At 57.7% G+C, this 24,880-nt stretch carries 13 protein-coding genes and 2 pseudogenes; 6 read left to right on the forward strand and 9 right to left on the reverse strand.

What is annotated here, in order from left to right; all coding sequences use genetic code 11:
- Positions 1-2: 2 nt before the first annotated feature.
- Complete coding sequence (cfa, locus tag ACE38U_RS17580) at positions 3-1,151, reverse strand: cyclopropane fatty acyl phospholipid synthase (RefSeq protein WP_038473231.1); 1,149 nt, start codon at positions 1,149-1,151, stop codon at positions 3-5.
- Between the two features lie 297 nt (positions 1,152-1,448).
- Positions 1,449-2,651, reverse strand: coding sequence for a purine nucleoside transporter PunC (punC, locus tag ACE38U_RS17585; protein ID WP_038473228.1), 1,203 nt, complete (start codon positions 2,649-2,651; stop codon positions 1,449-1,451).
- Positions 2,652-2,766: 115 nt separating this feature from the next.
- Between punC and punR the strand changes: the two genes are divergently transcribed.
- Entirely contained in the window at positions 2,767-3,705 is a 939-nt protein-coding gene (punR, locus tag ACE38U_RS17590) for a DNA-binding transcriptional activator PunR (RefSeq protein ID WP_176981131.1), read from the forward strand.
- Here punR and purR read toward each other — a convergent pair.
- A complete protein-coding gene (gene purR / locus ACE38U_RS17595) occupies positions 3,702-4,727 on the reverse strand; it encodes an HTH-type transcriptional repressor PurR (RefSeq protein WP_038473223.1) in 1,026 nt (341 codons plus the stop codon). The genes punR and purR overlap by 4 nt on opposite strands.
- Positions 4,728-5,019: 292 nt before the next feature.
- Between purR and cydH the strand changes: the two genes are divergently transcribed.
- A complete protein-coding gene (gene cydH, locus ACE38U_RS17600) occupies positions 5,020-5,109 on the forward strand; it encodes a cytochrome bd-I oxidase subunit CydH (protein WP_008456477.1) in 90 nt (29 codons plus the stop codon).
- 54 nt (positions 5,110-5,163) lie between these two features.
- Here cydH and sodB read toward each other — a convergent pair whose 3' ends face one another.
- Positions 5,164-5,745: a superoxide dismutase [Fe] gene (sodB, locus tag ACE38U_RS17605; RefSeq protein ID WP_375530238.1), complete on the reverse strand. Its 582-nt coding sequence runs from the start codon at positions 5,743-5,745 to the stop codon at positions 5,164-5,166.
- A 159-nt stretch (positions 5,746-5,904) separates the two neighbouring features.
- Positions 5,905-6,756 (reverse strand): C40 family peptidase, encoded by an 852-nt coding sequence (locus ACE38U_RS17610; protein WP_375530239.1) that lies wholly within the window; start codon positions 6,754-6,756, stop codon positions 5,905-5,907.
- A gap of 361 nt (positions 6,757-7,117) precedes the next feature.
- Between ACE38U_RS17610 and ACE38U_RS17615 the strand changes: the two genes are divergently transcribed.
- From ACE38U_RS17615 to ACE38U_RS17625, 3 genes and pseudogenes are all read left to right on the forward strand, one after another.
- Positions 7,118-7,462 carry a Grx4 family monothiol glutaredoxin gene (locus ACE38U_RS17615; RefSeq protein ID WP_008456474.1) on the forward strand — a complete coding sequence of 115 codons (345 nt, stop codon included), beginning with the start codon at positions 7,118-7,120 and terminating at the stop codon, positions 7,460-7,462.
- 114 nt (positions 7,463-7,576) lie between these two features.
- A pseudogene (locus tag ACE38U_RS17620) lies at positions 7,577-8,699 on the forward strand (IS4 family transposase).
- Between the two features lie 145 nt (positions 8,700-8,844).
- Positions 8,845-9,195 (forward strand): annotated as a pseudogene (locus tag ACE38U_RS17625) (RHS repeat protein); the annotation flags it as partial.
- 156 nt (positions 9,196-9,351) lie between these two features.
- Here the strand turns inward: ACE38U_RS17625 and ACE38U_RS17630 are convergent.
- From ACE38U_RS17630 to ACE38U_RS17645, 4 genes are all read right to left on the reverse strand, one after another.
- Positions 9,352-12,195, reverse strand: coding sequence for an RHS repeat-associated core domain-containing protein (locus ACE38U_RS17630; RefSeq protein WP_375530240.1), 2,844 nt, complete (start codon positions 12,193-12,195; stop codon positions 9,352-9,354).
- 36 nt (positions 12,196-12,231) lie between these two features.
- Positions 12,232-13,149, reverse strand: coding sequence for a SpvB/TcaC N-terminal domain-containing protein (locus ACE38U_RS17635; RefSeq protein ID WP_375530241.1), 918 nt, complete (start codon positions 13,147-13,149; stop codon positions 12,232-12,234).
- 107 nt (positions 13,150-13,256) lie between these two features.
- Positions 13,257-18,071 carry a Tc toxin subunit A-related protein gene (locus ACE38U_RS17640; RefSeq protein WP_375530242.1) on the reverse strand — a complete coding sequence of 1,605 codons (4,815 nt, stop codon included), beginning with the start codon at positions 18,069-18,071 and terminating at the stop codon, positions 13,257-13,259.
- Between the two features lie 94 nt (positions 18,072-18,165).
- Positions 18,166-21,375, reverse strand: a complete 3,210-nt coding sequence (locus ACE38U_RS17645) for a Tc toxin subunit A (RefSeq protein ID WP_375530243.1) — start codon at positions 21,373-21,375, stop codon at positions 18,166-18,168.
- Between the two features lie 803 nt (positions 21,376-22,178).
- Here ACE38U_RS17645 and ACE38U_RS17650 point away from each other — a divergent pair.
- Positions 22,179-24,880 (forward strand): inverse autotransporter beta domain-containing protein (locus tag ACE38U_RS17650; protein ID WP_375530244.1); only part of this gene is annotated, 2,702 nt, incomplete at its 3' end.

Below are 24,880 nucleotides of genomic sequence, written 5' to 3' on the forward strand. Positions count from 1 at the left end.
TTTTAGCGAGGAACGCGCAGACCGTGCTCGATGCCGCGGCTGAAGACTACCTGCCAAAGTTGGATATCGCGTGCCCGGAAAGCACCGGCGCAGGCGTTCAGGTAGTAGCTAAACATCCTTTTAAAGCGTTCAGAGTAGTTATCGGCGATTTCCGGCCAGCTGGCGAGAAAACGTTCGTGCCAGGCCATCAGCGTTTTGTCATAGTCGGCGCCGAAGTTGTGCCAGTCTTCCATCACAAAATGCGGCTCGCTGGCGTCGGCAATCTGACGCACAGAAGGCAGGCAACCGTTAGGGAAAATGTACTTATTAATCCACGGATCGACGTTGTTGTCGGTCTTTTTAGAACCTATCGTGTGCAGCAGGAAAATACCGTCTGGTTTGAGATTGCGGTCGGCAACCTCAAAGTAGGTGGCATAATTTTTTGGCCCAACGTGCTCAAACATCCCGACGGAGACAATGCGGTCAAATTGCTCATTCAGGTCGCGGTAATCCTGCAGAAGGATGGTCACATCCAGGCCTTTGCAGCGCGCCTGCGCCATTTTTTGTTGTTCCGCAGAGATGGTGACGCCGAAGACTGAAACGTCGTAGTTTCGTGCGGCATACTCGGCAAGACCGCCCCAACCGCAGCCGATGTCCAGCAGCTTCATGCCGGGTTTAAGCTGAAGTTTTTCGCAGATCATTTTGAGCTTGGCGTCCTGCGCTTCGCTGAGATTGGTAGCTTCTTTCCAGTAGCCGCAGGAATACTGCATGTGCTTGTCGAGCATTCGGTTGAACAGGTCGTTGCCGAGATCGTAATGTTCTTTGCCGACTATCCAGGCGCGTTTCTTCGACTGCAGGTTAACCAGCCTTGCCGCCGCGATACGCAGGGTATCTTTGAAATGATGGGGCAGTTGATTTTCCAGCCCGGCGCGCAGGACTTTGGTGAAAAAGATATCCAGCCGTTCGCATTCCCACCAGCCGTCCATATAGCTTTCGCCAAGGCCGAGGGAACCTTCCTGCAGAACGCGTTTAAAAAAATCCGGGTTTTTAACCTGAATATCGAAAGGGTTTGAGCCGTTGAGCGTAATACCTGCCCGACTCAGCATTTCATTTGCGATACGATACCATTCGTTATCTCGTACGCTCACTTCTTCTATACACGATGAACTCATAGCTTCTCCATCACCTTGTTGTGATCAGAACCTTAAAACAGCGTAGACGCTATTCACGGCTTGTGAGAACTCTCACGGAAAAATCCGCGTGCCTGATATCCGACGTAGAACAGAGAAAGGAAGGATTCTCCCTTACTGAAAGGCCATCCATGGAAAAACGGAAGCGCTCCGGCTTCCGCAAAAATAAAATTGATAAGGCTTATAGCAGAACCGCCATTACTATAAGCCCGTTTTATTGAGGGTTCAACGGAATATTGTTAGCAAGCTAATCACACAATATTCACATTATCGCTGCTGTTACTGTGCGTTAGAAAACTCACGGCGAGTCTCGCTTTCAGCCTCACGACCGGCCGTTTTCTGCAGGGCATACCCCAGCGCGGCAAGCAGGATAGTCGCCAGCATCACGCTGGTGGTGGTGATAAGCGGGGTCGTCACCAGCCAGGAAACCATCAGGCTTGCGAGGAAGCAAAGCCCAAGCTGAAGGGTGTTTTGCAGCGCTGCTGCTTTCCCGGTTGCCTGCGGGAACGGCAGCAGCGCAGAGGCGACAACGATCGGGTAGATGGCACCGTTTGCCGCAGCCATGATGCAGAACGGGATCAGCAACAGCGTCAGGTCAGCATAGCCGCTGACCGCCACGCCCCACGTCGCCACAACGCTCAGGGCATAAAGCGCTAGCAGCCACGGCAGCAGTTGCTTGCCGTTCCATTTTTGCAGCGCGCTGCGGCAGCCATAGCCGCCCACCAGGAAAGCGACCGTCTGCGGCATATAGCTCAGGCCAATCGCTGCCGGGCCGTAGCCCATCTCATTCAGGATAAACGGCGAGCCGGTCAGCCAGGCGAAGAAGCTGGCGGAGCAGGCGGCGTAAATCAGCACGTTACCGCCGTAAATACGAGAGCGTAATAAAGAGAAGAAGCTGACCTTGTTGTCTGCGGTTTGCTCGTGGTGCTGAGTACGAGGCTTGAGGCGTAGCGTAGGGATCATCAGCAGCAAAGCGATGGCAAACAGTACGGCAAAAATGGCCTGCCATTCAAAATGGTTCAGCAGCCAGCTTCCCAGCAGCGGTGCCAGCGCCGGAGAAAGCCCTACCAGCGGCATAATCGTGGCAAAGATACGGCCTGCACGGTTGGCCGGGTAATAGTCGGTTACCAGCGCCTGCCAGCTGACCGCGGCGGAACAAACGCCCACGGCCTGGATAAAACGCAGGACCAGAAGCGACGTTGCATCCCGCACCCAAAGCATCCCGATGCAGCCGACGGCAAACATCGCCAGGCCAATCAGCAGCACGGGTTTACGCCCGAAACGATCGGAAAGCGGCCCCCAGACAAGCTGGGCAAAGGCAAAGCCCGCCAGGAACAGGCTCAGGCTGGCGCTCACCGCCGAGGCGTTAGTCCCCAGGTCTTGCTGAATGGCCGCAAAGGCGGGCAGGTACATGTCTGTGGCGAGAAAGCCGAGTACGCTCAGGCCAGCCAGCCAGATAAGAAATCCCTTTGATGGTTGCATATTTCACTCTTGATTTTGATAGCAGGTTAACGGGGCAGGAGTCTACGGAGTGCAAAACCGCTTGTGAAACGCTAATATTTGCGCGTTGCATTCAAATTTTTTGCAGGCAAAAAACATGTGGTCTGAATATTCTCTCGAAGTCGTGGATGCCGTAGCGCGCAACGGCAGTTTCAGCGGGGCAGCGCAGGAGTTGCATCGTGTGCCTTCTGCCATCAGCTATACCGTGCGCCAACTTGAAGAGTGGCTGGCCGTACCGCTGTTTGAACGACGTCATCGGGACGTTGAGCTGACCGCCGCTGGGGCTTTCTTTCTTAAAGAAGGGCGTTCTGTTATCAAAAAAATGATGGCAACGCGCCAGCAGTGCCAGCAGATAGCCAACGGCTGGCGCGGGCATCTCTCCATCGCGGTAGATAATATCGTGAAGCCGGAGCGTACTCGCCAACTGGTGCTCGATTTTTATCGCCATTTCCCGGACATCGAGCTGAGGGTGTTTCAGGAGGTTTTCAACGGCGTGTGGGATGCGCTGGCGGACGGGCGCGTTGAGGCGGCGATAGGCGCAACGCAGGCGATCCCCGTCGGAGGGCGCTACGCGTTTCGGGACATGGGCGCACTGAGCTGGCGCTGCGTGGTGGCGGCAGACCATCCGCTTGCGCAACACGAGGAGATCATCCTTGATGATGAAATTCGGCCCTGGCCGTCGCTGGTGCTGGAGGACACGTCCCGCTCGTTGCCCAAGCGCATTACCTGGCTTCTGGACAACCAGCGCCGCGTGGTGGTGCCGGACTGGGCGTCGGGCGCCGATTGCCTGACGGCAGGATTATGCATTGGCATGGTGCCCACGCACATTGCGAAACCGTGGCTCGAACGTGGCGACTGGAAAGAGTTGAGGCTGGAGAACCCGTTCCCGGATGCGGCCTGTTGCCTGACGTGGCGGCAGGATGACGCCTCGCCTGCGTTGAGCTGGCTGCTGGACTATTTAGGGGACAGTGAGACGATGAATCAGGAATGGCTCCAGGAGCCGGGGAACGAATCCCGGGCTCCTGAAGAGGCTTAGCGGCGGTAATCGCGGAACGGGCCGTCGGCCACCGAGCGGCGTTCGATGAGGCGCGGATGGACTTCTATGGTCTGCGACTCTTCCCGTTTGTTGATAATGCGGTCGAGCAGCATGTTAAAGGCCGTTTCACCGAGGCGTTCTTTTGGCTGATGGATTGTGGTCAGCGCCGGAGAGAAATAGCGGGCGTTGCGCACGTTATCGTAGCCGATAATCGAGATATCCTGCGGCACGCGCAGCCCCATCTCATCCGCTGCGCAAATCGCACCCATTGCCATAATATCGCCGCCGCAGAAGACCGCAGTAGGACGATGCGGTTGATTAAGCAGCTGCTGCATGGCGCGATAGCCAGATTCCGGCTCGAAGTCGCCCTGAACCACCCAATTTTCCGGCACTTTGATATTGGCTTCTTCAAGCGCTTTCAGGAAGCCAGCGTGACGACCACCGCCGGTGTTACGCTCCAGCTGGCCCGGGATCGCACCGATGTCGCGGTGTCCGCGCTCAATCAGGTAACGGCCTGCGAGATAACCGCCGTGGAAGGCGTTATCGACCACGGAGTCGGTAAAATCGGCGCGGGCTTCGCCCCAGTCCATCACCACCATAGGAATATGACGGTACTCTTCCAGCGTAGAGAGCAGGGTCTGTGGATATTCGGAGCACATGACCAGCAGGCCATCGACGCGTTTTTGCGCCATCATCGACAGGTAGGCTTGCTGCTTCTCAAAGTTGTTGTGCGCGTTGCCGAGGATCAGGGTGTAGCCTTTGGCGAAGCAGCTGTTCTCAACCGACTCGATAATTTCAGCAAAATAGGGCGCTTCGCTGGAGGTAGCGAGCAGGCCAATCGATTTGGTGTGGTTGACCTTCAGGCTGCGCGCCACGGCGCTCGGCGAATAGTGCAGCTCTTTGATAGCTGCCCAGACGGCGTTGCGCGTCTCTTCCGCCACAAAACGGGTCTTGTTAATGACATGTGACACAGTGGTAGTGGAAACGTTTGCGCGCTTCGCTACGTCCTTAATGGTTGCCATTAGATGTCACTCCAGACCATATCGTAAACTCCTGATAACTCATGTGTTAAACGTTTGCCTTCGCTAACTCCTGGGGCAACACGTTGGTTGCAGGCCTGTCGGGGATGCGACATACAGCGGGAGGAGGGCGTTGCCGGGCGATACGCGGTAAATTAGCGAAGGATTTTGGCTTATCCCGGGGCAAAGTGGAAGAGGGAAAACCGATATCTGTGCAAAACCAGCAGGATTTTTATCGTTAATTGTGGGAAAATCATCCCACTTACGCTTTGTAGGGAAATAAAAGGAGCTTACGATGAGTACCGATCTGAAGTTTTCCGTAGTGACTACGGTTATCGTACTGAGTCTGATTGTTGCCGGGGCGTTAACCGCCGTACTGCACTGATTTAATAAGGGCCGCAAAAAGCGGCCCTTAATACAGGTCAAACATCACTGAAAATCAGCCTGCCAGGTTTTGCGCAACAAAGTTCCAGTTAACCAGCGCCCAGAAGTGGTCCAGATAAACCGGGCGCGCGTTGCGGTAGTCGATGTAGTAAGCGTGTTCCCAGACGTCCACTGTCAACAGCGGTTTTGCCCCGGTTGTGAGCGGAGTTCCTGCGTTAGAAGTCGAGACGATAGCCAGGCTGCCGTCGCTGTTCTTCACAAGCCAGGTCCAGCCGGAGCCGAAGTTTTTGATGGCCGCTTCGGTGAACTGTTTTTTAAATGCTTCCACGCTGCCAAACGCGTTATTGATGGCGGCCAACACTTCTCCGCCAGGTTCTCCCCCGGCGTTTGGTGCCAGGCAGTGCCAGTAGAACGTATGGTTCCAGACCTGAGCGGCATTATTGAAAATACCGCCGTCAGACTCTTGCACGATCTCTTCCAGCGATTTCCCTTCAAACGGGCTGCCTTTGACGAGGTTGTTCAGGTTAGTGACGTAGGTCTGATGATGCTTGCCGTAATGGTACTCGAGGGTTTCGGCTGAGATATGCGGGGCCAGCGCATCTTTGGCATAGGGCAGGGCGGGTAGTTCGAACGACATTGCTTCACTCCTTGTTATTTTGCTTCACAATATAACTACATTTTGTGTGGATATAAGGTTAACAAATTACGGGAGTGCGAAAAAGCGAAATGAAACAGCCCGTTGTCGGGCTGTTAACGTTTTAATCAGTCTGATTGCCCCGAAAGGGAGCGGATAAGATTAACGAATGGTTTTTGGCGTCATGACCCGGCGGGCACCCACATAATGGCGCTGCCAGTAATCTTCGCTCAAAGAAGTAATTTGGATATCGCGGCCGCTGCGAGGAGACTGAATAAATTTACCGTTGCCGACGTAAACGCCAACGTGGTCAGCCGTGCCGCGGCCCTGAGTACGGAAGAAGACCAGGTCGCCGCTTTCCAGTTCGCCGCGGTCAACGGAAGAGGCATCACGCAGGTGATACATTTCGTTGGCGGTGCGTGGAATACGGATGTTCACCAAATCTTTATAAGCGTAATAAATTAGCCCGCTGCAGTCGAAGCCCGTGCGGGGAGAAGTGCCACCCCAGCGGTATGGTTTGCCAATTTGCCCCATCAGCTTGTTCATGGCCGTTTTTTGCGCTTTCTGCACTCTGACCTTATGCGCCTGAGCGATGGTCAGATTCTTTTCAGACTTCACCTTCACGCACTGCTTTTTATGCCCTTTACGATGGGTGCATTTTTCAGTGTAGGCAAGGGTGGCTGCGGCTGGCTGTACGGCTATTTTCTTAGAGGTTTTTTTGCTGCTGGTTTTAGCGAGGGTGGTGCTTTTGCCTGAGGCGCTGCGTTTTGCAACTTTGGCTTTTACCGGTGATGCGTCTTTTTTACCGGACTTCTTTGTGGAGGCTGTGCTGCTTTTTTGTTTTGCCTTTGTTTTCTCTTTGCCCTTGTTGCTTTTACCGGAAGTTGTTTTCGCCGTGTGGCTTTTCTGTGCAACAGGGTGGCGGACGTGCTCGGACGCCTGCGTCAAAGGTGTATAGGGCAAAGCAAATAGCAGAGCACATAGCGTGATAGAGATTTTATTTATCCGCGCCACTCGTCAATCCCCTGATAAATGAAGGCAAGATGCTAACCATCATGCCTGCGTATGATTTTTGCGAAACCCGACGATTCTAATGCATAAAAGCCGATAATGTTAATAGGCAAATACTATTTAACGGTCAAAAGTGGAAGCTATAGCTAGAAAATTAATCATTACCGGGCGTTATCGGCTGTTTTATTGATCGCGGATGAGGCAAATTGCTCATTTTCGAGCACCGTAAAAGTGTTATTCTTAAAGCATGTTTGCATGCCCCGGCAGTTCAGAAAAACCCTGCTAAAAATGGTGTTTTCTGGCCGGGGTGCAACTGGCTACAATGACAGGCTATTGCCGTATCAAGGTTTGAGGAAGCAAGACAATGAGCACTATTGAAAAAATTCAACGCCAGATCGCTGAGAACCCAATTCTTCTGTATATGAAAGGCTCCCCGAAGCTGCCGAGCTGCGGCTTCTCCGCTCAGGCCGTTCAGGCACTGTCTGCCTGCGGCGAGCGCTTCGCCTACGTGGATATTCTGCAGAACCCGGACATCCGCGCCGAGCTGCCTAAATACGCTAACTGGCCAACGTTCCCACAGCTGTGGGTGGACGGTGAGCTGGTCGGCGGCTGCGACATCATCATCGAGATGTACCAGCGCGGCGAATTGCAGGCGCTGATCAAAGAAACCGCAGAAAAACATAAATCTGAAGAGCCAGGCGCAGAGTAATCTCGTCAGGCACTAAAAAGCGGCCCGGAGGCTAAGGCCGATCGTTTAAGGATTGGTTGACCGATCCGGTGGCTGGTGTAAAAAGGGTTCATGTTCATCATGGACCCTTTTTAAATGGAACTTTTACACGCTCTCGGCATTATCAATCTTACTGCACCCGACGAGGTTCAGAGCCTCGCTGACCTGCCTTCCCCCGACCTCATCCAGCAGGCTTTTACCTTCACTGATACCGTCACCCTGCGCTAGCGGAAACTCCCTCTTGAGTCCATGGTCTGGCTGGTTATCGATATGGCCATCTTCAACAATAAACCCATGAGTCATATCGTTAATCTGCTGGATATTGTTGACCGTACCGGACGTTCCTTCACCGCACCCGCAGAAAAAAATTGGGTGAGGATGCTATCCGGGCGCTGTTTGATATCACTCAGTGACACTGGCATAAAGAAGCAATACATCCTCTCTGGCACGGGCTGACACTCAATGCCGTCGACGGCGTGGTCTGGCATACGCAGGACACGCCTGAAAATGCAGAGGCTTTCGGCAAGGCCTCCAACCAGCATGGTGATCGCGGATATCCGCAGGTTCGCATGGTCTGTCTGATGGAGCTCAGCAGTCACCTGCTGCGCGCGAGTGTGTCAGGCCGCTATGACATAAACGAAATGCGCCTGGCGGCGCAACTGGCAGAAAGCGCTCCGGATAACAGTATTACGCTGTTCGATAAGGGGTTTTACTCTTTGGGGCTGTTGCAGCCCTGGCATAGTGCGGGCGAAAATCGCCACTGGTTAACGCCGCTGAAAAAAAACACGCAGTACGAAGTCGGCCGTAAACTCGGCAAACAGGACGAGCTGATACGACTGAAAACCACGCCACAGGCCAGAAAACAGTGGGAAGGTCTGCCGGAAGAACTGACCGGGCGGCTAATCCGTCGCAGGGTCAATGGCGTGGAGCGGCAGGTGCTGACGTCAATGACCGATGCGATGCGTTATCCCGGCCGCCAGCGTGGCGGAGCTTTATAAGCATCGCTGGGAAATCGAGTTGGGGTATCGCGAAGTTATTACGTTTATTAATCGGACTGCCGTGGTCATCTCCGGGAGCGATCCCGGGTCATCTGAAACACTTTTACAGCAATGCAGTGATGCTGAAACTGCCCTCGAGACAGGAGCGGGAGTATGTGAGAGAAGTGAGGGAGAAAAGGTCAAAACATCCCTTAAAAAACAATGCCGGTCATATTAAGTGACCGGCATTAACCCTCCACCCTCCCTTTTTTGCCATGCCCGGAATGCCCCCTGGCGACGCATATTTATCCCGGGTAACGCTTTACCCTGCGTGCCCGCCCGGGCTCAGGGAGAATAATATTCCCGTAGCTCTTAAAGGAGTTCCCGATGATGTCTGTTTTCAGCCACACCCCTACGGTCACGGTCCTCGACAACCGCGGCCTGAGCGTGCGCGATATCGCGTACCACCGCCATCCGGATACCCCGGAAGTCACCCGGGAGCGCATCGCCTGCCACCGGTACAACGCCCGCGGCTTCCTGGCCCAGAGCGCCGACCCGCGTCTGCACGCCGCCGGCCGGGCGTTTATTGCCGTCAGCAACATCTGTACCGCCGGGGCAAGGGTGCTTCAGGACCTGCGCTACGGGTACGACCCGGTGGGCAACGTGCTCCGCGTGCGCAACGACGCCGAAGAGACCCGCTTCTGGCGCAACCAGAAAGTGGTGCCGGAAAACACTTACGCCAACACAACTGACCAGCTGCAACGCATCGCTGGTCAGTTGTGCCGTCATCCGTAATGTCACCGGACCGCTTCTGATTAGGGCCGCTGGCGTGAAAATCCTGAGTAGTGGAGGGGCCACCATCACCGCTACCGGCATCCCGCTCATAATTAGCAACTAAAACATTGCTCGATTATGTACCCCATGACTTTTTCCAGAGAATTTTAATTTTACTTGTGTTAGCTCATATTTATGTATATCACTCTTTATTTTTTTCACCTGAACCACCTCAAATAATGTGCCTGGCAATGAAATTACCTCCTTGACTGTGGAACCAATGCCTTTAAGTTTTTTAGCATCGACACCTATTTTTAGCAGGCGATTTTTGAGGTCATCATAAGCCAACGGTGATAAGAGGCCTTCTTTGAAAGCATCGGCCGGGACGTCTTTAACTTTAAAAAGAACTGGATGCAACCTCCTTTCCTCTGAAGAGTCAATAAATGACCTCGATACCAGATCGCTTTCGCTGAAAAAAGAAAACTGATGGGATTGCAGCATAGCCCCGGCTTTCAGATCCCCGAAATGCTCATCAGGGACCAAAGCACCACGATATATCACCTTACCTCCGGCATAGGATGTTAGTTTATCTACTGCCTGCAGAAAATTACCTGTCATGGTTTCTCTATTCATACCTGCTTTATTAAATTCCTGCGGAATGTTAACTGGCTCGGGTAAATGTTTTTTTCCGTGCAAAAAATTATGCCTGATAATATTTTGTGGATATTGCCCCTCAGAAATCGCTTTTTTATGCTGTCTGATTTCTGACGGACTGAGGGAGACATCATCGGCGTTTACTCTTTCACTTTCAGGCAGAGGATAGTCAGGAAGAGTAGCTAACGACGCGGTAGATCTCTGCGGCCTGATGCTGGTCATTCTTTTGAACATTTTTCCGTTACTATCAATACCTGAACCGGGGTTATTCCGGCACATGCGGAACAGGTTCATCCCGTCCACCGTCCCCGCCGGGTCCGCGCTGAGCCAGCGGCCTGCCCACGGCTGATAGTACCGGTAGCCGTAATAGTACAGCCCCGTCGCGTCACGCTCCTTGCCCGAGTAGCGGATGGTTTTGTAGTCCGCTTCGGTCTGGCTGCGCGCCGTCAGAATGGCCGTGCCCCCGTACGGGTAGTACTCCTCCCGGCTGATGATTTGTGCGTCGCCGTCCAGCTCCAGCCCACCGCTCCCCGTCAGGTTCTCGTGGCTGTAACGCAGCTGGTCGTGGTCGATGCCCGCCGGCCGGCCGCTCTCCCAGTGCAGCACCCGCACCTGCGCGCTTCCGGCTGCCCCCACGCTAATCACCTGCAGGCACTCCGTGTCCGTGTCGCCCGCCCTTGTGCGGCGCAGTTCCAGCCCCGGCAGGTACGTCACCCGCTGTGCCTGCCGGCTGCCGCCGGTTTGCTGCACGCTCACCTTCAGCACGCGCTGGCTCTGGCTGTCATAGCGGTAGCTCTCCTGGTCATCCGTCCCGCCCTCACGCCCCACCGGCGTCACCTGCCGCAGCTCGTTGCGCGGCGTCCAGGCCAGGCGCTGCCCCGGCTGCAGCCGCGTCTGCTGCCCGCCCGCCGTGAACAGGGCCTCCACCTCTGCCGGGCTGGCCGTCAGGGTGCTCAGCACGCCCCGGTTGCTGCGGTTACTTATGGTGATATTCGTGGTGTAAGTGTTGTTCGTGGCCGGGGCGCGGTGGCGTATCTGCGTCAGGTTACCGGCGCTGTCGTAGGTGTAGGTGCGGGTGTAGTTCGTGTATGCGGCGCCGTCGGTGGGCAGGGGCACAGCGGCCGGAAGATGGCTGCCCTGCTGTCCGGCGTTTGCCATTTCGCGCCCGGTGGCGCTGACCAGCTGGTACAGGCTGTCGTAGACGTAGGTGTTTTCCGGCACCACTTTCTGGTTGCGCCAGAAGCGGGTCTCTTCGGCGTCGTTGCGCACGCGGAGCACGTTGCCCACCGGGTCGTACCCGTAGCGCAGGTCCTGCAGGACCCTCGCCCCGGCGGCGTGCCCGGCCGGGCGTTCGGTTTTAATCCCGGTCAGGCGCTGCGTCTCTGCTTCATAGGTGTAGGTGGTCACCACCCCGTTGCCGTGCTCTTCACGTAGCTTCTGCCCCGCAGCTGAATACGTCAGGGAAGCAACGATAACCTGCTCTGTTCCGCCTTTCACCGTCAGCCAGCTGCCCGAAAGCATCCCAGCCACGTCGTACGCCACGCGCTGCACGTGGCCCTTCGCGTCGGTGGTGGTCAGCGCCGCCCCGGCGGCGTCGGCGGTGGTCAGGGTGGTGTATGTCTCATCGTCCAGCAGGGCGTGCCAGGCGGAGATATCCTCCCCCTGCCAGTCGGCCACGACGTCAGGGCTGGCCGCATCCTTCAGCAGACGGCGGGTGACGGAGAGCGGGACGCCGGTCAGGGCCGCGCTGTCGGTCTGCGCCAGGCCGGCGGGGTCGTAGTGGCTGACGCACAGTCCGGCGAGGTTGAGGGCTTTGTCCGCCGGCGAGTGGCCGGCATACACGAAGCGCTCCGTGATGCGGGCGGCTTCACCGGGGACCTGTTCCGTGATGCTGACCGGGCGGCCCGGCAGCGCGGCGGCCTCATACCGCCAGGTACGGGTGAGGGCCTGGCGGAGGTCCGGGGTGCCGTCTCCGGCGGGACAGATGTTGCTGACGGCAATAAACGGCCGGCCGGCGGCATCGCTGAGCGCCACGGTGGTGCCGTTGTCGGCACCCCGGGTGCGCAGGACGCTGCCGGTCAGGCCGGTGAGATAGCTGAAGTTCGCCCGGCCGGCGGCGTGCAGACGCGGGTCGGCGCTCAGGGCCAGGAAGCCGCGGGCGTCGTACCGGTGGCGGGCGATGCGCTCCCGGGTGACGTCCGGGGTATCCGGATGGCGGTGGTACGCGATGTCGCGCACGCTCAGGCCGCGGTTGTCGAGGACCGTGACCGTCGGGGTATTATAAAAATCTTTTAGTGAATTGATTATCATATATTTTACATGCCAGTTGTTAGTTAAGGGATCTGTTCAGATTGCCTTAAAGGCGGCGAGCGCCAGCGTATAGCGACTCTGGCGCCCGGCCAGACCGTGGCTGCCGCCGTTAATAATACGGGTCACCTTAAGTAGGTTGCCCGTATGCTTCAGGCAACCGCGAGAGGCGAAAAACCATGCGGCAGAGCGGGCTGCCCCGGTGTCACTCTCCAGGCGTTCCGGAAAGCGAACCAGGTCCTCACCCAGCGCAAAGCCACAGTCCCGGTAGTTGCTGCGTCCGGTTATCTGAATAAGTCCGCGGCCGCGGTAGTTCCAGCCGTCATCGGGGCCTTCATTACCCATCCTGCCACCGTAGACCCGACCGGCAATCGCCCGCTGTCTTACCTCAGGGAGAACCTTTTCGTCCGGATGCCGCCCCAGCCGCAGGGCCTCCTCCGCCGTCAGTCGTCCGGCCTGGACAAAAATATCAAGCCCCCGGGCGCTGTAGTTAAAACTTTCCCGCAGAGTCCTGAACCCGCCGCTCTCATGTCCGATCTGAGCGATGAACATCGCCTGGTCCTCTGGCTGCGCGATATGCCATTCCTGCATAGCCTGAAGGACAGGGGCGTGCCAGCGTAACGCCGGGGCGTCTGTCAGCCCGGCGGCCGCTTCATAGCCCAGCAGCTGCACCTGACCGTCAGGGGGGTACACCACCCAGAAGTCGGTCGCGTTAGCCCCTTCAGCCTCCGGGGCAGGCTGCCAGTATTCGCAGCGGCTGAAGTCCTGCTCCACGCGGGGGCGCCAGGTACTGACGTCGTAGGTGGCCGCAAGTGTTGTATCCAGCAAGGTGTTGCGGGAAAGGGTGTACGCCCCGTCAGGACCGGCCGCACCGGCCTGGCCGCTGAGGCCGGTCAGGGCACCGCCGCCTTTGGACAGGGAGGGGGCATTCAGGGCCAGGGTGTCTGAATGTGGCATAAAGGGTTCCTTAGCGGGCCACCCACAGGTGGCCCGGTCAGTTAGTTATATGGGAAAGGAATCACGCTTTGTGAGCCGCTCCCCGGCGTACCGGAGAGCGGGATGACCTATGCTTTTACAAGCAGAGGCTTTACTTCGCTGGCAAACGAGGTTCCACCGTCGCAGGCGGTGTAGTGTACCCGGACGATAACGTCGTCCAGCGCCGCCAGCAGGGCAGTCTGCCCATCATCAGCTGCAAGCTTTTTGCCTCCGTTCAGCGTTTCCTCTGTCGCCCGTGGGAAACTCAGCGTCCATCGGGAGACCGCCCCAGTGCCTTCAAACGGCAGATAGCGCTCGTCGCTGAACTGCAGCTCAAAGACGCCGGCGTCGTTCATCCCGCCCGACAGCGCCACCTGCTGGCTGGCGCGCAGGTTCTGCACCAGCGTGCCGGCAGGTGCGTCGCTGACCCTGCCGTTAATCAGCGCCGCCACGGCGCCGGCATTTGCACGAAGCACGGTGGTGCTGCCGGTCTGGGTCAGCGTTGCCTTCACGTCCTGATAAGGCCCCAGCAGGGTCGGCAGGGTGACTGTGACCGTTTTCAGGGTGCGCAGGTAGTGGCCGGCATAGTCGTCGTCAAACAGTTTCTCCGTCAGGCTGAAGTCCAGGGAGCCGGACGCCTTAAACTTATTCCAGTCCTTTTCATCCACCCGGTTTTTCAGCGAGACGGTGCGCACAATATCCAGCCGGCGTTCGTTGCGCGTCAGCCAGGCTGACTCCATCTGCTGCAGGTTGAGCTGCAGCGTTTCCCCGACCAGCAGGCCGCGGTAGTGGTCGTTCCAGGCGCCGGTCTGGATGAAGGTGGTGGTGAAGTCCCCGAGCTCATACTGCCAGCAGGCCTGCGCGGACAGGCACAGGGACACTACGGCGTCGTAGGCCTGATAGTACAGGGCAGACAGCTGACCGCTGAGCCACTGATAGAGAGTGGCCTGGGTGAAGCGGCTTTTGAGCCAGGTCAGCATGGCCTGCGTCTGTGCCTGGCGGGTTTTCTCCTGTTCCAGGGCGGTCTGCGCCGAGCGGAGGCGCACATCAAGTGCCTCCAGCTGCCTGTTCAGCGCCTGAATCTCGCCCCCGGCCTGGTCGCGTATATGACCCCATTCCTGGCGGCGGCGACGGTAGTTCTCCGTCTGCTCCAGGCGCATGGCGTCGTGACCGGTGGCCGTAGCCTTCAGGGACAGTAGCGTGCCGATGGCGTTGGCCGGAGCGCCCGGGTCGAGGTTCCCGCATGCCATACCAAAGACGGTCGGTGCCAGCTGCAGGGCACCGCCCAGCGTATGGAACGCCTGGGCGGCCAGGCTGGCGTCGCGGGACTCAATGTTCAGGTCCATGGCACGCTGTTCGCCCGCCGAGATATTTTCGTCATAGCGCTCGCCGTAGTAGTCCCGGCGCTGCGTCGCCGTAGCCTGGCTGGCCAGCAGCGCGGTGCGGTCGGCCTTAAGACCGTCAATGGACTGCTGCTGCAGGGTCAGCACGTAGCTGGACATGTCCAGCATCTGCTGTTGCGCCAGCTCTTCCTGACCGGCGCGCTCGCCGCGCTCCAGCAGGCTGAGCAGGGACTCGCCGAAGCGGCTGAGGGTGGACACGGCGTTAAATGCGCGCGGCAGTACGGCGCTGAAGCGATACGGTGGCACCACCAGTTGTGCCCCGTTCCCGCCGCCGCTCAGGGTGCCGCCCGGGGCGCGCTGGGTCAGCAGGGTTGTCGGGTCGGCCGGCGGGGCGTACAGCGGCAGGCTCATAGGCTTGCCGTCCACGGTCAGGTTGTGGCGCAGGTTGTACAGACGGGCGTCCAGCGCGTCCCAGTATCCCAGCAGGACGTCGTTCAGCGGCGCGGTGAAGGCCGCGTTATCCGCATCGCGCAGGGAGCCATGGTTGGCGGCACGCAGCGCCGGTAGCGCGGCGGTGTTGCGCAATGACATCCGGCGCTCAAAGGCACGCAGTGACGATGGGGATGAGACCAGCTCGCTCAGCGTCCGGGGAGTCCAGCTGCGGCTGATGGCGGTGTCCGGACGCGGACCCAGCAGGGTGGCGGCCTGGTTGTACATGATGCGGGCCTGGGCCAGAGCGTCCCGGGTCAGCTGGCGGTACCAGGCATCGCCCTGCGCCACCAGGTTGTTGACGTACGCCGTGAATACGGCTTTCTGGTAGAGCTCAGGGTCCGCATAGGCCTGGGTATCCGGGTTAATCGGGTCCGCGCTCAGACGGGACAGGGCCAGGCTATTGACCGGACGTCGCGTTAGCGGGTAGCAGTTCCAGTAATCCGGCGCGCCATTATCTTTGCCCTTCACCGACGGGTCAAAGATATAGTGCAGCCAGGCCTGGGCCTCGTCCAGCTGCTGTTCGCTGTTGAAGCGCCAGGCGACCATGAACGGCAGGTGGAAGAACAGCTCCCAGAAGTAGAGACCGTTGGCGCCGTCGAAGTCGATATGAACGCTCTCTCCGTCGTGGTCCAGGTCCGCTTCCAGCTTCTGTGCCTGCAGGGTGTAGTTCAGCAGGCTGCCCAGCCCGTTGTTCGCCTGCGCAATCAGCTCGCGCACGAAGGTGGTGTTCAGGCGGGTGTCCGCCGGCAGCACGCCGGCGTTAAACGCCAGTTTCTGCACCATGCCTTTTTTCGAGTCATAGCGTTTGACCAGCGACGGTGGCGTGAAGTCCCCGGCGTGTTCAATGGTTTCCAGAGTGACTAAAGAGTATCTTCCGACCCATCCACTAGGTATGTCACCCTGCTTATTCCAGAGATAGTAATTGACTACCAGGTACTGAAGCTCTTTTGCCCCGACGCTAAAGTCATCGGAAACAATGGCCCGGGAGGCGCTGAAGGTGTGGTTCGCCTCAACGATATTCTGAGGTGAATCCTGCCAGCTCTGTATAGCCGTTTTATCAGGCTTGCAAAGTTCAATCGCCATCTGTCCCCGCCAGTCAGGTTCAGTGCGTTGCGCGTCGGCCGCGGCTTTACCCAGGCCATGTATAGTTAAGATTGGATAGTAAAAATTATTGCTGTACATATAGAGATATACGTCATCAACATTTGGCACTGCTTTTATGATGTCAGGAATGAACTCAATACCGCTCAAATTCAGTTCTGAGTCAAAGGTTTCTCCAGATGGCCATTTCATCCCCTCGGAAAAGTTAACTTCAATTGTACCAGGTGAAGTTAACGGAAACAGATCACCCCCGGGAACAGCAGGCTGTAAAAGAAATTCGTAAACCCCATCAAATAAGGAGGTCTTGGTGACAAGTTTTGTATTATGGAAGTACCACTTATCCGCGTCGGAATCATATCTGAAGGTTAGCTGTGACTTGCCGGTCTCTGTATTTTGAATATCATACTTTTCAGCGGTGATATTGCATGAACCAAGACCAGCAACGCGCGTGATCTTATTCTGAGTGGATGCGCTGATTTTCAGCGTACGCCCGTCACCGGCGACGGTCAGGTTGCGGTCATCCAGCGGTTTCAGCGCGTTCAGCCACAAATCCCCCGCGTCGTTCTTGTCCTTGTGGTCCAGTGTCGATTGATAGCTCACCGACTTAATCCGATAGATGAGTGTGTTCATGGCGTACTGCAACGGATTGTCGTATCTACCGCTTTCCCATGCTTGTGGCTTGAATTTGTTGAACAGCAGGTCGCGGACCAGGGATTTTAGGGGGCGGCGATTGAAGGCCGAATCGCTGTAGCGGTAGGCATAAGTGGCCGGTTTTATTTTACCGTCACTATCTTTGCCGGAATATACCATCAGCGCCATAAACAGGCGGCCGTATTCGCTGTCTTCTCTTACGCCAGCATTGCGCGAGGGGCTATCTATCACGGAGCTGTCCCGTGCAAAAAGTGAGGCCACGCACTCTTGGTTTTTGCCCTCATCTTTCCCCTGAACCAGCAACTGGCCGCTCAGGGCAATATTGTCATTGTCTTCTATCTCAATTTTGTTTTTGTTGTCATCGGTTAGTGCGCCGTTAGTCACCATATCGGCGGTATTCGGAGCCGTCCACTTCCCGTCAAAGCGCAGATAGGCGTAGGACAGGCCGTAGGCATAGTACTCCGAGCCATCCATCTTAAGGTTGCCGTTGCCGCTAGCCAGAAACTCCGTACCATCACCCACGCGCGGGGTGGCATCACGGGTTGCCCAGCAGATATACAGGCGGTTGTTGTAGAAGGCCGGGCGGATGGTGTGCTCCAGGATGCCGTCGCCGGAGAGCGGCAGCTCAATCGCCGCCCAGTCGTTCCAGCAGTTCGGGGTCACCGCTTTTCCGCCGGGATTGCCCTGGTTTTTACTCAGGTCCATCATGCGCCAGTAATACTGGTAAGGCTTGGTGGTGGTGCGGCCAATAAAGTAGAACTGTGCGTCATTGATAAGGTTTTCACCACCCGCCATGCCGGTCTGGGTGATATAGCCGTTAATGACCTCCAGGTTGCTGACACCCTCAAACTCGTTGAGATAGGTGAGGGCGGCGTCCATCACGCGGTCGCTGTCCAGCCGGTTCTGGTTGAGGGTGTTTTTCAGGTTATCAAAATACCGGCTGCTGTCCTGACGGGTCACCGGCAGGAGATAGTTGTTCGGGTAGTTCACCACGGCGGTGCCGGCCGACCAGACGTCGTAACGGCAGTAAAAGTCGCGCCAGTCGTCCACCACGGACGGCACCGGCGGCGCGTGCCCCGGCTCCGTGTTGTTAATGATGCGCGAATTATAGGTCTGCAGGCTGTCAATGGCCGAGGCCAGGCGGCTGGTCATGCTGGCCGCCGACATGTTCATATCCAGCAGCAGGTATTCATACATGTCCTCGTCGCTGAGCGCGGTGATCCCGCCCTTCAGCGTCGGGGCCACGAAGGTTTTATATCCCGTGACGAGCGCATCGCGCTGCGCCTGTGCCAGAAAATTATCAAGAGTGGTCGTCATATCTGTTCACCTTAATGAGTGTATGAGTGGCAGGCGCACCTGCCACAAAACGTCAACGCCGTGGCGGCGTATCTGCCGCCACGGGAGCACGCCGTTACCGGCTGGCGAGATGCCCGACCCCGGCTACCATGGCCTGCCCCGTGCGGGACCAGGCGGCGTAGCCCTCGTCGCGACTCAGGGCAAAGCCCTGGGCCAGGGCCTCAACCGTCATCCCTGATGCCTGTGTGCTCTGCCGCAGGTTCATCACCACGTCAAGGTCGTCCAGCGTAGCCGCCGCATGACCCAGCGCGCCGTCCGCAAAGGCTGCGGACGCTTCACTGGCTTCCCAGCCCAGCAGCGTGGCCAGCGTGGCAGCGGCGACGTCGTCGGCCAGCGGCGGGGTGGCGTGCATGTCGCGCAGATAGGCCAGCAGGTCATCCTCGGCGTAGCCTGCATCACCGGGCAGGGTCAGCAGGGCAACGTAGCGACTCAGGCGGTACAGGGTCTGCAGGGTGATATTCTTCGCGGTTTCTGGCAGGTTCATGCTGAACCACTGAGGGTTATCCAGCATGGCCTGCAGGCCGGCCGGGCTGAGCTGCAGCTGGCTGCACGCCATACCGCGGCGGGCAATGTCGCGCAGCGTGGCCAGCCAGACGAGCGGGAGGGTGCCGGCAGTGGTGACGGTGGTTTTAAGCGTCAGGGGAGTGCTAAGGCTATCGAAAGAACCCTCAAAACGGTGCATGCCGAATTTCAGGTCCATCGATGTTAACTCCGCCAGCGCGCTGGCATCGCTGAAGGTGCCCTTCAGGGGGACTTCCAGCACGTAGGTGGTGTTGACTTCGAAGTTTTTATACGCAGCGTCATTCCCGGTGGGCTGCCACACCACGCCCGTACCTTTATAATCCGCATTACCCTTTGAGCCATCAGGCCAGTTACCGGAGGCCAGGGTCGGGGCCCCGTCGACAGACAGACCCGCCGGCAGTTTAAGCCAGTTATCGGAAATCGATTTCCACCCTCTTTTATCCCTCAAACTGAACGACAACCGCAGGGTGAGGGTCAGGTTTCCGGTGACAGGGTTCCACGCCGCATCACGCCAGTCGGCGGCCAGCAGGTTATAGTCTTTCTCGGTCGTGGTGGCGCCGATGTGCCCTTCAGGGGGCAGGTATTCGCCCACGGGGGCGTCGGGCGACATTCCCCAGGTTTCCTTAAGCCACTGATAAGGCGTGACGCCTGCCCAGCGCAGCAGCAGCGCCGGCAGGGACTGCGACACGTTCAGGGCCTGCGCCAGCCCGGTCATGGCAATACCGTGCTGGGTGCCCTGTGCCTGCTTCAGGGCCGCCGACAGGGCGGTGATGGCGGCCGCTTTGCCGTCCCCGGCCAGGTGTTGCTGATTCACAACGTCAGTGACGGCGTCCGGCGTAAAGGCATCGGTCACCAGCCCGGCGATATCAATCAGCCCGGCCGCGCCGAGCAGCGCAAACCAGTCAATACCGGCGTGATGTTCATCATCAATATCTTCCTTCAGCGGGGCCCCGCTGCGGGCCAGCATCCCCGCGTTCACGAAGGTGGCCGGCAGTCGCTGCCAGATTTGCTGAATGAAGCTCAACTGGGCTTCGGTACCGGGGGTCGGAGGCAGCGGCGCGCACAGCAGCGCCGTCGTGGCCACAGGCAGTTTCGCCTGCTTCTGCCAGCCCGTCAGCCAGGACAGCGCCTGCAGCAGGCAGAGGATATCGTCCGCCGGGGCGTCCCCGTCGGCCAGTTGAGAGATTTTCGGGCTGCCGGCCAGCTGTTTCCAGACGGCGCCGCTTTCCGCATCCAGCATATCGGCCAGCGCGCAGAATTCGTCGACGCCGAGATCCAGCGTTTTCGCCAGTGAGGTGATGCGGTAGAAGGCGGTGACGGTGCCCAGATGACACGTCAGGGTGCCCTTCGCCGCATCGCCGTCGCTCTGATGTGCAGCAACCTTACCGGCCATCAGCAGGAACTGACGCTGGTTAAGCCCCAGCGCCGCCATGATTTGTTTCCCGCGCAGCCCGTCCGCGCCGTCGGTGGCACGGTAGCTGAACACGGTATTGTCCGCCTGGAAGGGGGCATCAAACGTGCTGTCGGCGTTAAATATCTGGTCAAAGAACGGGGTGGCCGGCGTAATGGCGTACGGGGTGACCTGATGCAGCCAGGCGGCAAACTGCTTAACCGTGGTGCCGTAGCGGCGCTGGTAGTGCCTGAACAGGCCTAGCGTGCGCAGGGTGTCGTCAGATAGCGGTTTGTCAGAGCTGTTGCTACGGGTCAGCATCAGTAGCGCATCAACATCCTCATAGGGTAAATTCAGCCACTTTTGCAGACGAACCATGGTGTTAATGGACGTGAGCCGCCACCCGGTTGGCAGGTTGCTGACAGTCAGCGCACCGTCTGCATTCCGTCTGATGCTGAGTGGGGGCGTATTATCATCAGTTTTATTGATAAAGCGGGCACCGTAGAGAAAAGGCAGCGCTTTTGCGGAGGCGGCCGGGTTGATCCAGTTGGCGGACTGAATGACGGTATGCTGCTCCGGAACTCCGGCGCTGCTGGCGGTGGTGCACAGCAGGGCCTCAACGCGAGGGACGGTCACATTATGCATGGCGGTAAAGTACGACATATCCAGGAAGCGTTGATAAGTCGAAGCGTCACCGTCGGTGATGTCATAATTTTTTCGATAAAAATCGGCCCAGGATTCTGAAAAATCCTCCAGAAGAATATGCTGCTGTTCCGGCCCCAGACCCGAGGCCATCACCTGCAGGCGCGTCAGGTCGGTAAAGATACCGTTTGCCGGCGACGCGGGTGACAGCCATGCGGCGGGCAGATCTGGCGTCAGCGTCTCCACGAGCGCCTGCAGGGAGGTATTGATTTCATCCTGAGAGGCCTGAATCTGCACATGACCGAAATCAAAAGGGAAAGCATTGGGGAAGCGGGAGGTTGAGAGTTTTTTGTTCACTTCGGACAGGCTGCCCGCAAACTTCAGCATGGCCTTTAGCCCGGTACCTGCCGTTTTTGCGGCGAATATACCGGTATAAGTGCCGTCTTTATTATCGGTCCAGCTACCTTTTAGCTCCGCGTTTTCCACCACGACTTTTTTTGTCACTTCGCTAAGCTGGCCGGCTAGCGCATCTCCCAGTGCATCTTTCAGCCTCACCGTCACCCGCATGTCCGTCCCGGCCACGTAGCTTGCTTCGTCTGTCGCAATGGACGAAGTTGTGATATCCACCAGGGGTGCCACTCCGCTGGCCGGCCTGTCGTCTCCGTTATGGTCCGGGCTGAAGGCTTCTTTCTCTGTAATATTCTGACTCATAGACAGTCCTTTCGGTTATATATGGCACTGGTATTCCCCGCGGCGCCGGGGGACATAATCGGCAGAAATGAAAATATCGGTAACAGCATTCAGGGTGATAACCATACGATTGTCGGGAAAGGTGGAGGCTGATAAATATTCATGGGTGGATGAGTTTTATTCTTTTTTGTCGTGACAAAATAATGTTTACAGACGGGGATAATATTTTTTCTGGAAATTTATGTCTCCTGGCACTGAGGGTATGTAGTTATCTTGCTGTGAGTGTTTAATTATTGCCTTTGCTTTCCCGTTTAATGAATTCAGCCTGATGATGGCGTCATAAAATACAAGTGTCTTATATATCAATCAATTATCTTTTTCTCGATCGTTCTTAACGATGGGTTTTTTGTTGACGATAGCTTCTGACGATCAATTGGCTGTTTGCAGGCGCATGCAGGCGCATTAATACCGTGGTCAAATCCTGTATGATGTGAAATATATATTAAATCTCAATCAATGCGTGTCCGGATGTTCTGAGCCCGACGGGGGTGCCAGCGAAATTTCTATTATGATTATTCGGATATGACGAAATATTGAGTTCGCTTTAGTATGCCTGCTTTTAATTCAGTCAGGGACGGTTTATCGGATGAAAATTGGAATTGAACGTGATGTGTAAAAAAAAGATTATGGTGATGATCACCTGGGTTAATATATTTATCCAGAGCATGTTGCCTTTGTTAATTACGTTCACACCCTCGATAGCTGCCGCTAATAATTCCCGCCTTCTGACTGAACCTGCCGCGATAAGTTCCCTGAAAACAGAGGTGTACACCCTCCGGGAAGGGGAGTCCGTCGCCATGCTGGCAAAAAAATACAACATGAGCCCGAACGACCTCCGCAGGCTTAACCAGTTCCGGACCTTTGCCCGGGGGTTTGACCACCTGCAGCCGGGGGATGAACTGGATGTACCCGTTTCCCCTTTACCCCCGGTGCTGTGGGATGAGGGCCGGAGCACGCCGGTCCCGCAACAGGATGACAGCGCAGGGAGGGAGAACAAGGTGGCCGGCTTCTCTTCTCAGATGGGCAGCTTTCTGGCGGGAAGGCCAGACGGTAACGCCGCTGCATCGATGGCCAGAGGGGTGGCTACAGGGGAGGTCAACAGCCAGATCCAGCGATGGATGAGTCAGTTCGGTACGGCCCGGGTCCAGCTGGATATGGATAATAAATTCTCCCTGAAAAATTCTCAGTTTGATTTACTTGTGCCCTTATCTGAGCAGGGGAATCGACTGGTCTTCACCCAGGGCAGCGTGCACCGGACGGACGGTCGTACTCAGTCTAACCTGGGGCTGGGGGCGCGGTGGTTTAATGCCGGATGGATGCTCGGCGGAAACACGTTTCTGGACTACGACCTGTCGCGCGATCATGCCCGTCTGGGGGGCGGCGCAGAGTACTGGCGTGATTTTCTGAAGCTGGGGGTCAACGGCTATTTGCGCCTGACAAACTGGAAGGATTCCCCGGATCTGACCGATTACGAAGAGCGTCCCGCCAGTGGCTGGGACGTCCGCGCGCAGGCCTGGCTACCGTCGCTGCCACAGCTGGGCGGTAAGCTGGCGTATGAGCAGTACTACGGCAGGGAAGTGGCGCTGTTCGGGAAGGATACACGGCAGCGCAATCCTCATGCGATCACCGCGGGGCTGAGCTATACCCCCATTCCGTTGCTGACATTCAGTGCCGAACAGCGGAACGGGGGATCGGGGAAAAATGACACCCGGTTTGGTATTGAATTCAACTATCAGCTGGGGGTGCCATGGCGGCAGCAGATCGACCCGTCGACGGTAAAATCCCTGCGGAGCCTGGCGGGCAGCCGCTACGATCTCGTGGAGCGTAATAACAATATCATTCTGGAATACCGTAAGAAGCAGGTGATTAGCCTGCACACCGCGGCGCGGGTTGACGGCTATCCGGGGGAGCGAAAGTCACTGGCGGTGTCAGTGACGGGGAAATACGGGCTGGCACAGGTTAACTGGGCGGCTTCATCCCTTCTGGCCGCCGGGGGACGGGTCGAACAGGACGGCGCCGGGGCATACAGCGTGGTCCTGCCGGCATGGCAGGCACAGGGCACGAATACCTACGTTATCAGCGGCGTGGCGGTAGACACGAAGGGTAACCGCTCGAACAGGAGTGAGACGACGATAACGGTTCAGCCTCCGGGTATTGATGCCAACAGCCCCTTTGAGCCCGGTTTCAGCACGCTGTCGGCCAACGGAAAAGACCGGCAGGCGCTGACGTTGCAGATAAATGACGTGCAGCAGGGGATCGTGGATGTGGACGCCAGGGACATCACCATCGGGGTCACGCGCGATGTCGTCGCGGACAAAGGCAGGGCGGGTAAGGCAGGAAAGATTAGCGTGGTATCGGAGGTCGTCAGAAAAGAGGCCGGCGTGTATGAAGTGATTGTCACCTCCGGCACGAGGGAAGCCGTTGTGACACTGACTCCCGAGGTAAGGGGGGTGGGACTGACACCGGCGGTGGTGAAAATCAGTTCCACCGCGCCGGTGAGGGCGAACTCCACCCTTGTGCTGGACAAGGTCAGCTATGTGGCCGGCGACGACATGCAGGTGACGGCGACGCTGCAGGATGCGCAGCATAACCCGGTGCCCGGGCAGGACGCCGTGGTGAAAACCACCGTGGTCGCCGGGGCAGTCATCAAAGGTAACTGGACCGACAACAAGGACGGCACTTACAGCGCTACCTTCACCGCCACCACCGCCGGCACAGGCCTGAAGGCCACGATGACGATGTCTGACGGGGAGGTGACCTCTGCAGCCTACGACATCACGGCCTCGGCATCGGTGAAGGCGAACTCGGGCCTCACCCTGGACAAAGCCAGCTACGTGGCCGGCGAAGACATGCAGGTGGTAGCGACGCTGCAGGACGCGCAGCATAATCCGGTGGCCGGGCAGGCCGCCGTGGTGCAGACCACCGCGATGCCCGGGGCGACGCTGAAGGGGAGCTGGACTGACAATCAGGACGGCACTTACAGTGCTACCTTTACCGCCACCACCGCCGGCCCGGGCCTGAAGGCCTCGATGACGGTATCTGACGGTACGGTGGAGTCTGCGCCGTTTGACATCACGGCCTCGGTGCCGGTGAAGGCAAACTCGGGTATCACTCTGGATAAGGCCAGCTACGTGGCCGGCGACGACATGCAGGTGGTAGCGACGCTGCAGGACGCGCAGCATAACCCGGTGGCCGGGCAGGATGCCGTGGTGCACACCACCGCGGTCGCCGGGGCGACGCTGAAGGGGAGCTGGACTGACAATCAGGACGGCACTTACAGTGCTACTTTTACCGCCACCACTGCTGGCACTGGCCTGAAGGCCACAATGACGGTGTCTGACGGGGAGGTGACCTCCACCGCCTACGCCATCACGTCCTCGGTGCCGGTGAAGGCGAACTCGGGTATCACTCTGGATAAGGCCAGCTACGTGGCCGGCGACGACATGCAGGTGACGGCGACGCTGCG

It is taken from the genome of Cedecea selenatireducens, assembly GCF_042138895.1.
Lineage (GTDB): Bacteria > Pseudomonadota > Gammaproteobacteria > Enterobacterales > Enterobacteriaceae > Cedecea > Cedecea selenatireducens.